Source organism: Streptomyces sp. CBMA291, assembly GCF_014596525.1.
Taxonomy (GTDB): domain Bacteria; phylum Actinomycetota; class Actinomycetes; order Streptomycetales; family Streptomycetaceae; genus Streptomyces.
The window spans coordinates 1-15,216 of record NZ_MSJP01000045.1; the positions used below are offsets into that span (position 1 = coordinate 1).

A 15,216-nucleotide genomic window follows, 5' to 3' on the forward strand; every position below is an offset into this window, starting at 1 on the left:
CCGCCGGGCCCGCCGCCGCGCGCGTACCGGCACCCGCCGCCGCGCGCGTACCGGCACCCGCCGCCGCGCCCGTACAGGCGCCCGCGTCCGTGACCGACGCGCACCCGGTCCCGCCCGTGCCCGTCGCGGGGGACGCCTCCGGGTGGTCCATGGACGAGCGCCTGTACAACCAGGTCTGGGGCATGTTCGAGGATCTGGCCCGTACCGCCGCCGCGTACCGCAGTGCCTGTGGCTTCGCCGAGTCCCGGCTCGACCGTGAACTCGAACAGTCCCTCTCCGACTACCGTTCCCGCGCCGGGGGCGCGAACGACGTCGCGCGCGCCACCGCTCGCGCCCGCCACGACGAGCTGGTGGGGCGGGCGCGGGAAGTGCTCGACCGGGACCTCGACCGGCTCGTGGCCGAGGCCGAGGTCGTCGAGCCGGCCCTGCCCCCGGCGTACGCCCGTTGGGACAATCCGGTCTGGCACGCCTACCGGGCCCCGTCCGAGGAGCCGATGGCCGTCCGCCTCGGCGATCTGCACCTTCCCGAGCGGGCCGATCTGCGGATCCCCATGCTGGTCAGGCTGCCGCTGGAGCGCGGTCTGTGGGTGGACTCGGGCGACCGGGGCCACTCCGAGGCGGCCGCCCTCCTGGACGAGGCGGAGCTGCGACGGCTGGCCCTGGAGAGCGCGGTCGCGCACGCGGCGCGGCTGCTCGCGGCACATCCGGCGGGCGGGCTGACCCTCCATGTGGTGGACCCGGCGGGAGCGGGCGCCGCCGGGCTCGCGCCACTGGTGGAGAGCGGCGTCCTCACGGCCCCGCCCGCCCGGGGCGCGGCCGGGGTCTCCGCCCTGCTGGAGCGGCTCACCGAGCGGGTGGACCTGGTGCAGATGGCGCTGCGGAACGGGGCGGAGGACGCGCTGCCGCCGGGTCTGGACACCTCCCGGCAGCTGCTGCTCGTCCACGATTTCCCACATGGCTTCGACGACCGGGCGGTGACCCGGCTGCGGTACCTCGCGGACGAGGGGCCCTCGGTCGGGGTGCACCTGCTGATGGTGGCGGCGCGGGAGGACGCGGCGGCGTACGGGCCGCTGCTCGATCCGTTGTGGCGCTCGCTGCTGCGGCTCACGCCCGTCCACGACGACCACCTCGCGGACCCCTGGGTCGGGCACTCCTGGTCGTACGAGCCGCCGTTGCCGCCGCCGGGCAGCGGTGTGCTGCGTCAGGTCCTTGCCCAGGTGGCGGCCGCCCGTTCAGGAAAGCGGCTCTGACCTGGCCTTTTGGATCTTCTTTACCCTCCTCTTTACCTTCTCTTGGTCTTTCGGGTAGGCTTCCGGGTGCGGAGGGGAGTACTCCCCATGCGCGGCGTACCCGTCAATACGGACGGATCCTCGGTGATCCGATCCCGGGGCGTCGGCCCGGCGGCGACGGTTCGTCGCCGGGTGGAAGAGACCTCCGGCAGCGACGACGCTGATCAGTAGCCGTACGACGCCGGAGGCGCAGTGGACGTTTCAATGACCTTGTGGGTCCTGACCATTCTCGGTCTGGGGGCCCTGATCGGAGCCGACTTCTTCATCGGGCGCAAACCCCATGACGTGTCGGTCAAGGAAGCCGGGGTCTGGACGATCGTCTGGATCGTGCTCGCCGCGCTCTTCGGAATCGGCCTGCTGATCTTCGGCGACAGCCAGGCGTCCGGCGAGTTCTTCGCCGGATACATCACCGAGAAGTCCCTCAGCGTCGACAACCTCTTCGTCTTCGTCCTGATCATGGCGAAGTTCGCGGTCCCCTCCCACCTCCAGCAGCGGGTACTGCTCGTGGGCGTGCTGATCGCCCTGGTGCTCCGCGCGATCTTCATCGCCGCGGGCGCCGCGATCATCACGAGCTTCTCCTGGGTCTTCTACATCTTCGGCGCGTTCTTGATCTACACCGCCTGGAAGCTCATCCAGGAGGCGCGCTCCGGCGAGGAGGAGGACGACTTCGAGGAGAACCGCCTCCTCAAGACCGTCGAGAGGAAGTTCGGTGTCGCCGACCGCTACCACGGCACCAAGCTCTTCATCCGGAACAACGGCAAGCGGGTCCTGACCCCGCTGATGGTCGTCATGCTGGCCATCGGCACCACGGACATCCTCTTCGCCCTCGACTCCATCCCGGCGATCTTCGGCCTGACCCAGGACCCGTACATCGTCTTCACCGCCAACGCCTTCGCCCTGATGGGTCTGCGGCAGCTGTACTTCCTGATCGGGGGGCTGCTGAAGAAGCTGGTCCACCTCAGCTACGGCCTGTCGGTGATCCTCGGCTTCATCGGCGTCAAGCTGGTGCTGCACGCCCTGCACGAGTCCGGGGTGCACGTCCCCGAGATCTCCATCCCGGTCTCCCTCGCGGTCATCTGCGGTGTCCTGATCATCACCACGATCACCAGCCTGATCGCCTCCAAGCGCCAGTCCGAGCGGGCCGCCGCCCAGAGCGTGGCCGAGTCGGACGGCGCCGGGAAGGACAGCGTCGGCGCCTGACGCGGGCACACACGGCGACGGCCGGCCGGGGAAGCCTTCCCCGGCCGGCCGTCGCCGTCCTCCGGTCCGTCTCAGGCGGTGGCTGGTTCGGGCGCGGGCTCCGCGGCGCCCTTCGGCAGCGTCTCCGGAAGGAGCGCGAAGCAGGCCAGGCTGACCAGCGCGACCAGGGTCAGATAGGCGGCGACACCCCAGGGCGGGCCCGATCCGCCGTCGGACAGGGTCGTGGCGACGAGGGGAGTGAGGGCGCCGCCCAGGACGCCCGCGAGGTTGTAGCCGACGGCGGCACCCGTACAGCGCACCCGGGGCTCGTACAGCTCCGGCAGATACGCGGACACCACCGCGAACATCGTGATGAAGGCGAGCAGCGAGCCCAGGAAGCCGAGGAACATCAGCGGCGGCCGGGCCGTGTACAGCAGGGCCACCATCGGGAACATCCACAGGGCCGAGGCCGCGCACCCCGCCAGACAGAGCGGCCGACGGCCCCAGCGGTCCGCGAGGAGCGCCACGAAGGGGGTGAGCGCCCCCTTGACCGCCACCGCCGCCATCACACAGGTCAGCATCACCGTGCGGCTCACCCCGAGCCGCTCGGTGCCGTACGTCAGGGACCAGGTGGAGACCGTGTAGAAGACGGCGTATCCGACCGCGAGGGCTCCGGCGGTCAGCAGGACGAGCCGCCAGTGGTCGCGGGCGACCTCGGTCAGCGGGGCGCCCGAGCGCCGTCCGGACGCGGACAACTCCTCGAACTGCGGGGTCTCCGTCAGCGAGGACCGCAGCAGCAGCCCGGCCGCCGCGAGCAGCCCGGCGGCCCAGAACGGCACCCGCCAGCCCCAGGAGCGGAACTCGGCGTCGCTCAGTCCGGCGGAGAGCGCCAGCATCACGCCGTTGGCGAGCAGGAAGCCGATCGCCGGGCCGATCTGGGGGAAGCTCGACCACAGCGCGCGCCGGTGCGCGGGGGCGTGTTCGGCGGTCAGCAGGACGGCCCCGCCCCACTCCCCGCCGAGGCCGAGTCCCTGGAGGAAGCGGAGCAGGATCAGGAGCACGGGGGCGGCGACGCCGATCGTGGCGTACGAGGGGACGCAGCCGACGGCGACGGTGGAGCAGCCGGTCACGAGCAGCGAGACGAGGAGGACCGGGCGCCTGCCGTAGCGGTCGCCGACGTGTCCGAAGAGGGCCGAGCCGAGCGGGCGGGCGACGAAGCCCACGGCGAAGGTGCCGAAGGCGGCGAGGGTCCCGGCCAGCGGGGAGAAGCTCGGGAAGAAGAGCGGCCCGAGGACGAGGGCGGCGGCGGTCCCGTAGACGAAGAAGTCGAAGAACTCGATGGCGGTGCCGACGAGCGAGGCGGCGGCGAGCCGTCCCATGGAGGGGGCCGAGGGCGGAGCCGGGGGTGGCGAGGGGAGCGGGGGCGGCGCGGAGTGCGACGGGGAGTGACTGGGGCGCATATCGCGCCAACTACCCGGCGGTCGCCCGGGTTACGGGGGCGTGCGGGAGCGCGCGGCGGCTGGAACCGCACGCTCCCGGCTCCCCGGCTCCCGGAGACGCATCGGCTTCCGGGACACACCGGTTCCTGGAGGTCCACCGGTCTCTTGAGAGGTTCACCGGGTGCCTGCTCCCCGAGGCGCGACGGCGCGCGGAGGCTTCCTCATCGGCCGCCCCGGCTCCCGGAGGTCTACCAGCCGCGCTCGCGCCACTGCGGGAGGGACGGGCGCTCGTCACCGAGCGTGGTGTCCTTGCCGTGGCCCGGGTAGACCCAGGTCTCGTCGGGGAGGACCGCGAAGAGCTTGGTCTCCACGTCGTCGATCAGACTGGCGAAGGCCGCCGGGTCCTGCCGGGTGTTGCCGACTCCGCCGGGGAACAGGCAGTCGCCGGTGAAGAGGTGGGGGTGGCCGTGCGGGTCGTCGTAGACCAGGGCGATCGAGCCGGGCGTGTGCCCGACCAGGCGGCGCGCGGTCAGCTCCACGCGCCCCACCCGGATCGTGTCGCCGTCCTCGACGGGCACGTCGGTCGCGACCGGGATGCCCTCGGCGTCGTACGCGCCCGCGTACGTCACCGCGCCGGTGGCCGCGACGACCTCGGCGAGCGCCTGCCAGTGGTCGCCGTGCCGGTGGGTGGTGACGACGGCCCTGACGCCGTCGTCACCGATGAGGGTGAGGAGTGTGTCCGCGTCGTTGGCGGCGTCGATGAGCAGCTGCTCGCCGGTGGCCCGGCAGCGCAGCAGGTACGCGTTGTTCTCCATCGGGCCGACCGCGACCTTCGAGATCATCAGATCCGTCAGTTCGTGCACGTCCGCAGGTCCGCCGACCTTCACCACTCCGCTGTACGTCATGGGCTCAGACTAGCCCCGCCCACCGACAGCGGGCCGGGGAGAGCCCCGGTGGCTCTACAGTGCCGGGAGGGTCGGCAGCGGCCCGCCCTCGGCCGTCAGGGCCGCGCCGTCGCGCCGCCCCGCGAGCCAGCCGACCAGCTCGGTGGCGGGGCCCGTGACGACGACGCCGCCGGTGGCGCCGCCGGTCGTCCAGCTGCCGCCGTCGGCGGAGCGCAGGGTGGTCGCGGGGACGCTCTCCAGGCCGGTGAAGCGCTGGGCGAGGAAGGCGATCTCGCGGGTGACGAACTCCTCGGGGAGGTCTTCCAGCTCGTAGCCGACGCCCAGGTCGACGTGGTGCAGGTCGACCTCCACCCAGCGGCGGAAGGGGATCCGGGAGGCACTGTCGCGGACGCCGTTGCGCATCTCGACGGTGCGGCTCCAGTCGGCGGGCTCGGCGGTGACGGCGCGCAGGCGCTCCGTGGTCGCGCGCAGGTCGGCGAGCTGGGCGTCCAGCGGCCGGCCCGCACCCGCTTCGATGTCGTCCTCGCGGCTCGCCGCGTCGGCGTACATGGGAAGCCCCTGGAGGACGTTCACCAGGGCGTCGGCGTTGCGGGCGACGTGGGTGAGCACATGGCCGCGGGTCCAGCCGGGCAGCCGTGACGGCTCGGCCACAGCGGCGTTGTCAAGGGAGGCGGCCGCTGCCAGCAGCTTCTCGGTCGCCTCGTGGACATGGGTGAGGTCGCGTTCGTGGTCGATCATGGCGCCGACCCTAGTGCCATCGGGGTGCCACCACTCGTTCGGGTGAAGAGGTCTCCAGAACGCCGGAAATCGAATGTACGTGCTATAGGCTCCAGGGAAGCATCCGGCATCCTTGAAGTGTTGGGTCAAGTGGCACATCCGCTCTCTGAAGAAAGGTGCGGACCGGCGTGGCCGACCGTCTCATCGTCCGTGGCGCTCGTGAGCACAACCTCAAGAACGTCTCGCTCGACCTCCCGCGTGACTCCCTGATCGTCTTCACCGGGCTCTCGGGATCGGGCAAGTCCTCCCTCGCGTTCGACACGATTTTCGCCGAGGGGCAGCGCCGCTACGTCGAGTCGCTCTCCTCCTACGCCCGTCAGTTCCTCGGCCAGATGGACAAGCCGGACGTCGACTTCATCGAAGGTCTGTCGCCCGCAGTCTCCATCGACCAGAAGTCGACCTCCCGCAACCCGCGGTCGACGGTCGGCACGATCACCGAGGTCTACGACTACCTCCGGCTCCTCTTCGCCCGCATCGGCAAGCCGCACTGTCCCGAGTGCCGCCGCCCGATCTCCCGCCAGTCGCCGCAGGCCATCGTCGACAAGGTCCTTGAGCTTCCCGAGGGCAGCCGCTTCCAGGTGCTCTCCCCGCTGGTGCGCGAGCGCAAGGGCGAGTTCGTCGACCTCTTCGCCGACCTCCAGACCAAGGGCTACAGCCGCGCCCGCGTCGACGGCGAGACCGTACAGCTGAGCGAGCCGCCGACGCTGAAGAAGCAGGAAAAGCACACGATCGAGGTAGTCGTCGACCGCCTCACCGTGAAGGACAGCGCCAAGCGCCGCCTCACCGACTCCGTCGAGACCGCCCTCGGCCTCTCCGGCGGCATGGTCGTGCTCGACTTCGTCGACCTCCCCGAGGACGACCCCGAGCGCGAGCGGATGTACTCGGAGCACCTCTACTGCCCGTACGACGATCTGTCCTTCGAGGAGCTGGAACCGCGCTCCTTCTCCTTCAACTCGCCCTTCGGCGCCTGCCCCGACTGCACCGGCATCGGCACCCGCATGGAGGTCGACCCCGAGCTGGTCGTCCCCGACGAGGAGAAGTCGCTCGACGAGGGCGCCATCCACCCCTGGTCGCACGGCCACACCAAGGAGTACTTCGGCCGGCTCATCGGCGGACTCTCCCAGGCCCTCGGCTTCCGCACGGACATCCCGTACGTGGGACTGCCGCAGCGCGCCAAGAAGGCCCTGATGTACGGCCACAAGACCCAGGTCGAGGTGCGCTACCGCAACCGGTACGGCAGGGAGCGGGCGTACACGACCCCCGCCTTCGAAGGCGCCGTCTCCTTCGTCAAGCGGCGGCACAGCGAGGCGGAGAGCGACTCCAGCCGCGAGCGCTTCGAGGGCTACATGCGCGAGGTGCCCTGCCCCACCTGCGAGGGCACCCGCCTCAAGCCGATCGTCCTCGCGGTCACGGTCATGGACCGGTCCATCGCCGAGGTCTCCGCGATGTCCATCAGCGACTGCGCCGAGTTCCTCTCCCGGCTCACGCTCAACGCCCGTGACAAGAAGATCGCCGAGCGGGTCCTCAAGGAGGTCAACGAGCGGCTGCGCTTCCTCGTCGACGTCGGCCTCGACTACCTCTCGCTCAACCGCGCCGCCGGCACCCTCTCCGGCGGCGAGGCCCAGCGCATCCGGCTCGCCACCCAGATCGGCTCCGGTCTGGTCGGCGTGCTCTACGTGCTCGACGAGCCGTCCATCGGCCTCCACCAGCGCGACAACCACCGGCTCATCGAGACCCTGGTCCGGCTCAGGGACATGGGCAACACGCTCATCGTCGTCGAGCACGACGAGGACACCATCAAGGTCGCCGACTGGGTCGTCGACATCGGCCCCGGCGCGGGCGAGCACGGCGGCAAGGTCGTCCACTCCGGTTCCCTGAAGGAACTCCTCGCCAACGAGGAGTCCATGACGGGCCAGTACCTCTCCGGTCGCCGGTCCATCCCCACGCCCGAGATCCGCCGCCCGATCGACCCCGAGCGGGCGCTCACCGTGCACGGGGCCCGCGAGAACAACCTGCGGGACATCGACGTCTCCTTCCCGCTGGGCGTCCTCACCGCCGTCACCGGCGTCTCCGGATCCGGCAAGTCGACCCTGGTCAACGACATCCTCTACACCCACCTGGCGCGCGAGCTGAACGGCGCCAAGTCGGTGCCCGGCCGGCACACCCGGGTGGACGGCGACGATCTCGTCGACAAGGTCGTGCACGTCGACCAGTCGCCGATCGGCCGCACCCCCCGGTCGAACCCGGCGACCTACACCGGCGTCTTCGACCACGTCCGCAGGCTCTTCGCCGAGACGATGGAGGCCAAGGTCAGGGGCTATCTGCCCGGCCGGTTCTCCTTCAACGTGAAGGGCGGCCGGTGCGAGAACTGCTCCGGCGACGGCACGATCAAGATCGAGATGAACTTCCTCCCGGACGTCTACGTCCCGTGCGAGGTCTGCCACGGCGACCGGTACAACCGGGAGACCCTGGAGGTCCACTACAAGGGCAAGTCCATCGCCGAAGTCCTCGACATGCCGATCGAGGAGGCCCTCGACTTCTTCGAGGCCGTCCCGACCATCGCGCGCCACCTGCGCACGCTCCACGAGGTCGGCCTCGGATACGTCCGGCTCGGCCAGTCGGCGCCCACGCTCTCCGGCGGCGAGGCCCAGCGCGTCAAGCTCGCCTCCGAGCTTCAGAAGCGCTCCACCGGCCGCACGGTCTACGTCCTGGACGAGCCGACCACCGGTCTCCACTTCGAGGACATCTCGAAGCTGATCAAGGTCCTCTCCGGTCTGGTCGACAAGGGCAACTCGGTGATCGTCATCGAGCACAACCTGGACGTCATCAAGACCGCCGACTGGCTCATCGACATGGGCCCCGAGGGCGGCAGCGGCGGCGGTGTCGTGGTCGCCGAGGGCACACCGGAGGAGGTCGCCTCGGTCCCGGCCAGCCACACCGGCAAGTTCCTCCGCGAGATCCTGGGCGCGGACCGCGTCAGCGACGCGGCGCCCGCCGCACGCGGGACGAGGAAGACGGCGGCGAAGAAGACGGCGGCGAAGAAGGCCCCCGTCAAGGCCTCCGCCAAGGCTCCCTCGAAGAAGGCCGCCACCGCCACGAAGGCCACGACGTCGAAGGCCGCCGCGACGAAGAAGACCGCCGCGGGCAAGACGGCGGCGAAGAAGACGACGCCGAGAGCCCGCAAGGCCTGAGGCGGCGGGCCGGAGCCCGAGGGCGTGCCTCGGGTTCCGGCCACGCGCCCGGCTGTGTCTCTCCTCTCACACCCCGGGCGACGAAGCCACGCCCCCGTGCGGGCCGGGGCCGGTCCCGGCCCGCACGGTGTGGCGTCCGTGCAGGCCAAGACCTCGGCATCGGGCCGTACGGGGGACAGGCCCCGGCGTCGGGGGCGGGAGACTCGCCGGTATCGTCGGTTCGGTCACCCTCTGGGTGCTTGTCCCCGATCTCACCGTGGAGCGCACATGTCCGGCCAGTCCAGCCGCCGCACCGTTCTGAAAGGCGCCGCCCTCGCCGGGGCCGCCGGGCTGGGCGTCGCCGCCTGCTCCACCGACTCCAAGCTCGGCCACGCCGGGGTGCCCACCCCGACCGCCCCGGTCGACCTCGGCAACCCCGACGAGGTCCCGGTCGGCGGGGCCAAGCTCTACCGGGAGCAGCGCCTCGTCGTGAGCTGCCCCGCCAAGGGCCAGTACAAGGCCTTCAGCGCCCAGTGCACCCACGCGGGCTGCGTCCTCGACAAGGTCGAGGCGAACGAGGGGAACTGCCCCTGCCACGGCAGCCGCTTCGACACGACGACCGGCAAGGCCCTGCGCGGCCCGGCCACCGTCCCGCTCCCCGAGGTCCCGGTCCGCGTCGAGAACGGCAGGCTGATAGCGGGTCCCAAGGCCGACCCCAAGGCCGCCTCAGAGGCCACCCCCAAGGCCTGACCCGTACGACCACTCCCGGCCCACCCCTACCGCCAGTCCCCCCTTCCACGCCCAGGACCCCCGGGCGTACGGACTGCCCGGCGAGGTGGGCCGTTGCGGTGTACGGGGCCCGGCGGAGGCCGCCGGTGACCGGTGCGGGGCGCGCCCGCCGAGGCCCGGCCGAAGCCTCTGGCAGCGCGCCGGGAACGCCGCCCCGTCGAACGGGGCACCTGGAGGCCGTACGGCCCGCCCGCGGAGCCGAACCCGCGCGCGTACGTGCCGACCGGAAGGGGACAACGGAGGATTCCCCCTCCGGGCCCTCCCGACCGGCCTCGGATCGGTCCTCCCGACCCGCCCCGGATCGGCCCTCGCCCGTGTCCCCGACCGGCCCTTGACGCGGCCCGCCCCGTGACCGGTGCGCGAGGCCGGACTGTCGGTGCCCGCCAGTAGGGTGGGGAACATGGCAGACCCCTCCAGCTACCGCCCCAAGCCGGGTCAGATCCCCGACTCCCCGGGGGTCTACAAGTTCCGTGACGAGCACCGCCGGGTGATCTACGTCGGCAAGGCGAAGTCACTGCGCCAGCGGCTGGCGAACTACTTCCAGCCGCTCACGAGCCTGCACCCGCGCACGGCCACGATGGTGACCACGGCCGCCTCCGTGGAGTGGACCGTCGTGTCGACGGAGGTCGAGGCGCTCCAGCTGGAGTACTCCTGGATCAAGGAGTACGACCCCCGGTTCAACGTCAAGTACCGGGACGACAAGAGCTATCCGTACCTCGCGGTGACGATGAACGAGGAGTTCCCGCGCGTCCAGGTCATGCGCGGCCACAAGAAGAAGGGCGTGCGCTACTTCGGGCCGTACGCGCACGCGTGGGCGATCCGCGAGACCGTCGACCTGATGCTGCGGGTCTTCCCCGTCCGCACCTGCTCGGCGGGCGTCTTCCGGAACGCGGCCTCGGCCGGGCGCCCCTGCCTCCTCGGCTACATCGGCAAGTGCTCGGCGCCCTGCGTCGGCCGGGTCACCCCCGAGGAGCACCGCGAACTGGCCGAGGAGTTCAGCGACTTCATGGCCGGCCGTACCGGCACGTACATCCGGCGGCTGGAGAAGCGGATGATGCTGGCGGCCGAGGACATGGAGTACGAGAAGGCGGCCCGGCTCCGCGACGACATAGGGGCCCTGCGCCGCGCCATGGAGAAGAGCGCGGTGGTCCTCGCCGATGCCACCGACGCCGATCTGATCGCCCTCGCCGAGGACGAGCTGGAGGCCGCGGTGCAGATCTTCCACGTGCGCGGCGGACGCGTCCGGGGCCAGCGCGGCTGGGTCACCGACAAGGTCGAGGCCGTCGACACCGCGGGACTCGTCGAGCACGCGCTCCAGCAGCTGTACGGCGAGGAGAGCGGCGACACGGTCCCCAAGGAGGTCCTGGTCCCCACGCTCCCCGAGGACGCGGAGTCCGTCACCGCCTGGCTCTCCGGCCGCCGAGGGTCCCAGGTCTCGCTGCGCGTCCCGCAGCGCGGCGACAAGAAGGACCTGATGGAGACCGTCGCGCGCAACGCCCAGCAGGCCCTCGTCCTGCACAAGACGAAGCGCGCCAGCGATCTGACGACCCGCTCCCGGGCCCTGGAGGAGATCGCCGAGGCCCTGGACCTGGACTCGGCGCCGCTGCGGATCGAGTGCTTCGACATCTCGCACCTCCAGGGCGAGGACGTCGTCGCCTCCATGGTGGTCTTCGAGGACGGGCTGCCCCGCAAGAGCGAGTACCGCCGCTTCCAGATCAAGGGCTTCGAGGGCCAGGACGACGTCCGGTCCATGCACGAGGTGATCGGCCGCCGCTTCCGCCGCTACCTCGCGGAGAAGGAGAAGACGGGGGAGTGGGGCCCGGCCGCCGTGACCGGACCCGTCGAGGGCGGCGCCCCCGGGGACCTGGAAGGCACCGCCACGGCCCTCGACGCCGTCGCCACGCCTCCCGCCGCCACGCCTCCCGAAGGCGCCGCCACGGCCCTGGACACCGCCGCCGAGGCCCTCGACGGCGCGCCCGGGGACCCGGACGACGGCGGGCGTCCCAAGCGCTTCGCGTACCCCCCGCAGCTCGTCGTCGTCGACGGCGGACAGCCGCAGGTCGCCGCCGCCCGGCGGGCCCTCGACGAGCTGGGCATCGACGACATCGCCGTCTGCGGGCTCGCCAAACGCCTGGAAGAGGTCTGGCTGCCCGGCGAGGACGACCCCGTGGTGCTGCCCCGTTCCAGCGAGGGCCTGTACCTTCTCCAGCGGGTCCGCGACACGGCGCACGACTTCGCCATCCGCTACCAGCGGTCCAAGCGGACCAAACGCATCCGGAGCAGCCCCCTGGACGGCGTCCCCGGCCTCGGCGAGACCCGGAAGCAAGCTTTGATCAAGCATTTCGGCTCGGTGAAACGGCTCAGGCAGGCGACAATCGATCAGATCTGCGAAGTCCCCGGCATGGGCCGGAAGACCGCGGAGGCGGTCGTCGTGGCCCTCGCCCGGACGGCCCCCGCGGCACCCGCCGTGAACACGGCGACAGGAGAGATCATGGAAGACGACGGGGACGGCAGCGCATGAGCGCGCACGAACGGAACACGCGCCACCCGCACGACGAGCACGACCGAGAAGACGGAGCAGGACACGTGAGTACGGGCACGAAGGAGACCCCCGGCGACAACGGCGCCGAGGCGGCCATTCCCGAGCTGGTGATCATCTCCGGCATGTCCGGAGCGGGCCGGTCCACCGCGGCGAAGTGCCTGGAGGACCTCGGCTGGTTCGTCGTGGACAACCTGCCGCCCGCCCTGATCCCCACCATGGTGGAGCTGGGCGCCCGCTCCCAGGGCAACGTCGCCAGAATCGCCGTCGTCGTCGACGTCCGCGGCCGGCAGTTCTTCGACAACCTCCGCGAATCCCTCGCCGACCTCGACTCCAAGCAGGTCACCCGCCGGATCGTCTTCCTGGAGTCGTCCGACGACGCCCTGGTCCGGCGCTTCGAGTCGGTCCGCAGGCCCCACCCGCTCCAGGGCGACGGCCGCATCACCGACGGCATCGCCGCCGAGCGCGACCTGCTGCGCGAACTGCGCGGCGACGCCGACCTGGTCATCGACACCTCCAGCCTCAACGTCCACGAACTGCGCGCCAAGATGGACGCCCAGTTCGCCGGCGACGAGGAGCCCGAGCTGCGGGCCACCGTCATGTCCTTCGGCTTCAAGTACGGCCTGCCCGTCGACGCCGACCTCGTCGTCGACATGCGCTTCCTGCCCAACCCGCACTGGGTCCCCGAGCTGCGCCCCTTCACCGGTCTCAACGAGGAGGTGTCGAACTACGTCTACAACCAGCCCGGCGCCAAGGAGTTCCTCGACCGCTACACCGAGCTGCTCCAGCTGATCGCCGCGGGCTACCGCCGCGAGGGCAAGCGGTACGTGACCATCGCCGTGGGCTGCACCGGCGGCAAGCACCGCTCGGTGGCCACCGCCGAGCGCCTCGCCGCCCGCCTCGCCTCCGAAGGGGTCGAGACCGTCGTCGTGCACCGGGACATGGGGCGCGAGTGAAGCCGAACCGTCGGCGCGGCTCCACCCTCACGGTGCGGCGCGCGCTCCGCAGACGCGGCGCCCAGCCGAAGGTGGTCGCCCTGGGCGGCGGCATGGGCCTCTCGGCCTCCCTCGCCGCCCTCCGCCGGATCACCGGCGACCTCACCGCCGTCGTCACCGTCGCCGACGACGGCGGCTCCAGCGGCCGGCTCCGCGAGGAGCTGGGCGTCCTGCCCCCGGGCGACCTCCGCAAGGCGCTCGCCGCGCTCTGCGGCGACGACGACTGGGGCCAGACCTGGGCCCGGGTCATCCAGCACCGCTTCCAGTCCAAGGGCGAGATCAACGGGCACGCCGTCGGCAACCTGCTGATCGTCGCCCTCTGGGAACAGCTCGGCGACCCCGTGCAGGCCCTCGACCTGGTGGGCCGGCTGCTCGGCGCCCAGGGCCGGGTGCTGCCCATGTCCGCCGTGCCCCTGGAGCTCCAGGCCCTGGTCAAGGGCCACGACCCGACGCGCCCTGAGCATGTGGACACCGTGCGCGGCCAGGCGACGGTGGCGCTCACCCCCGGCGAGGTGCAGTCCGTGCACCTCGTGCCGAACGACCCGCCCGCCGCGCCCGAGGCGGTCGAGGCGGTCCTCGATGCCGACTGGGTGGTGCTCGGTCCCGGCTCCTGGTTCTCCTCGGTGATCCCGCATCTGCTCGTCCCCGAACTGATCGACGCCCTGGCCGAGACGAAGGCCCGGAAGGTCCTCTCGTTGAACCTCGCGCCGCAGCCCGGGGAAACCGATGGTTTCTCCCCGCAGCGTCATTTGGAGGTTTTGGGACGACACGCACCTAAACTCGCTCTGGACGTGGTGCTCGCCGACGAGGCCGCCGTGCCCGACCGCGACTCCCTCGCCGATGCCGCCAAGCGGCTCGGCGCCGCGGTCGAGCTGGCGCCGGTGGCCGGGCCCGACGGCTCCGCGAAGCACGACCCGGAGCTGTTGGCCGCCGCGTACGACCGTATTTTTCGGATGCATGGAAGGATCGGCCCATGGCGATGACGGCAGCGGTGAAGGACGAGATCTCCCGGCTCCCCGTCACCCGGACCTGCTGTAGGAAGGCAGAGGTCTCGTCGATCCTGCGGTTCGCGGGCGGGCTGCACCTGGTGAGCGGCCGCATCGTGATCGAGGCGGAACTCGACACCGCGATGGCGGCCCGCCGCCTCAAGCGGGACATCCTGGAGATCTTCGGGCACAGCTCGGAGCTGATCGTGATGGCCCCCGGCGGGCTGCGGCGAGGCTCGCGCTTCGTGGTGCGGGTGGTGGCGGGCGGCGATCAGCTCGCCCGGCAGACGGGCCTGGTCGACGGCCGGGGCCGGCCCATCCGGGGGCTTCCCCCGCAGGTGGTCTCCGGCGCCACCTGTGACGCGGAGGCGGCCTGGCGGGGTGCCTTCCTCGCCCACGGCTCGCTCACCGAGCCCGGCCGCTCCTCCTCCCTGGAGGTCACCTGCCCCGGCCCGGAGGCCGCCCTCGCCCTGGTCGGCGCGGCCCGTCGGCTCTCCATCGCGGCGAAGGCCCGCGAGGTCCGGGGCGTGGACCGGGTCGTCGTCCGCGACGGCGACGCGATCGGCGCCCTGCTGACCCGGCTCGGCGCCCACGAGTCGGTGCTGGCCTGGGAGGAGCGGCGGATGCGGCGCGAGGTCCGCGCCACCGCCAACCGCCTGGCCAACTTCGACGACGCCAACCTGCGCCGTTCGGCCCGTGCCGCCGTGGCGGCCGGGGCCCGGGTGCAGCGCGCCCTGGAGATCCTCGGCGAGGAGGTGCCCGAGCACCTCGCGGCGGCCGGCCGGCTCCGCATGGAGCACAAGCAGGCCTCCCTCGAAGAGCTGGGCGCGCTCGCGGACCCGCCGCTGACCAAGGACGCGGTGGCCGGCCGTATCCGCCGACTGCTCGCGATGGCCGACAAGCGAGCGCAGGACCTGGGCATCCCCGGGACCGAATCCAACCTCACCGAGGAACTGGACGACAGCCTGGTCGGCTGAGCTGTACGGGACCGCCCGCCGGGAGCCCTGGTCGGCTGAGCTGTACGGGACCGCCCGCCGGGAATCCTGGTCGGCTGAGCCGTACCGAACCTCCTGCCGGGAGGTCCTGGTCGGCTGAGCCGTACGGGACCGCCCCACCGGGAGGTCCTAGTCGGAGTCGAGCCGTACGGG

The 15,216-nt window shown here is 71.7% G+C and carries 10 protein-coding genes and 1 pseudogene; 8 read left to right on the plus strand and 3 right to left on the minus strand.

What is annotated here, in order from left to right:
* A pseudogene (locus tag BU197_RS12530) lies at positions 1 to 1,250 on the plus strand (export associated protein); the annotation flags it as partial.
* Between the two features lie 231 nt (positions 1,251 to 1,481).
* Positions 1,482 to 2,489 carry a TerC family protein gene (locus BU197_RS12535; protein ID WP_188268326.1) on the plus strand — a complete coding sequence of 336 codons (1,008 nt, stop codon included), beginning with the start codon at positions 1,482 to 1,484 and terminating at the stop codon, positions 2,487 to 2,489.
* A gap of 71 nt (positions 2,490 to 2,560) precedes the next feature.
* On the opposite strand, the gene BU197_RS12540 is transcribed toward BU197_RS12535, so the two are convergent.
* The 3 genes from BU197_RS12540 to BU197_RS12550 all read right to left on the minus strand — a co-directional run bounded on the left by BU197_RS12540 (position 2,561) and on the right by BU197_RS12550 (position 5,550).
* Positions 2,561 to 3,847, minus strand: coding sequence for an MFS transporter (locus tag BU197_RS12540; protein ID WP_188268327.1), 1,287 nt, complete (start codon positions 3,845 to 3,847; stop codon positions 2,561 to 2,563).
* A gap of 308 nt (positions 3,848 to 4,155) precedes the next feature.
* Positions 4,156 to 4,812: an MBL fold metallo-hydrolase gene (locus tag BU197_RS12545; protein WP_188268328.1), complete on the minus strand. Its 657-nt coding sequence runs from the start codon at positions 4,810 to 4,812 to the stop codon at positions 4,156 to 4,158.
* Positions 4,813 to 4,866: 54 nt separating this feature from the next.
* Positions 4,867 to 5,550, minus strand: a complete 684-nt coding sequence (locus tag BU197_RS12550) for a maleylpyruvate isomerase family mycothiol-dependent enzyme (protein WP_188268329.1) — start codon at positions 5,548 to 5,550, stop codon at positions 4,867 to 4,869.
* 167 nt (positions 5,551 to 5,717) lie between these two features.
* On the opposite strand from BU197_RS12550, the gene uvrA reads away from it, so the two are divergent.
* From uvrA to whiA, 6 genes are all read left to right on the plus strand, one after another.
* Entirely contained in the window at positions 5,718 to 8,780 is a 3,063-nt protein-coding gene (uvrA, locus tag BU197_RS12555) for an excinuclease ABC subunit UvrA (RefSeq protein WP_188268330.1), read from the plus strand.
* A gap of 267 nt (positions 8,781 to 9,047) precedes the next feature.
* Positions 9,048 to 9,509 (plus strand): Rieske (2Fe-2S) protein, encoded by a 462-nt coding sequence (locus BU197_RS12560; protein WP_188268331.1) that lies wholly within the window; start codon positions 9,048 to 9,050, stop codon positions 9,507 to 9,509.
* A gap of 439 nt (positions 9,510 to 9,948) precedes the next feature.
* Positions 9,949 to 12,069 (plus strand): excinuclease ABC subunit UvrC, encoded by a 2,121-nt coding sequence (uvrC, locus tag BU197_RS12565; RefSeq protein WP_188268332.1) that lies wholly within the window; start codon positions 9,949 to 9,951, stop codon positions 12,067 to 12,069.
* On the plus strand, positions 12,066 to 13,043 hold the full coding sequence (gene rapZ / locus BU197_RS12570; RefSeq protein WP_188268333.1) for an RNase adapter RapZ: 978 nt from the start codon (positions 12,066 to 12,068) through the stop codon (positions 13,041 to 13,043). Before uvrC ends, rapZ begins: the two co-directional genes overlap by 4 nt.
* Positions 13,040 to 14,065, plus strand: a complete 1,026-nt coding sequence (locus tag BU197_RS12575) for a uridine diphosphate-N-acetylglucosamine-binding protein YvcK (protein WP_188268334.1) — start codon at positions 13,040 to 13,042, stop codon at positions 14,063 to 14,065. Before rapZ ends, BU197_RS12575 begins: the two co-directional genes overlap by 4 nt.
* Complete coding sequence (gene whiA / locus BU197_RS12580; protein WP_030205188.1) at positions 14,056 to 15,045, plus strand: DNA-binding protein WhiA; 990 nt, start codon at positions 14,056 to 14,058, stop codon at positions 15,043 to 15,045. Before BU197_RS12575 ends, whiA begins: the two co-directional genes overlap by 10 nt.
* The last annotated feature ends 171 nt before the right edge of the window (positions 15,046 to 15,216 follow it).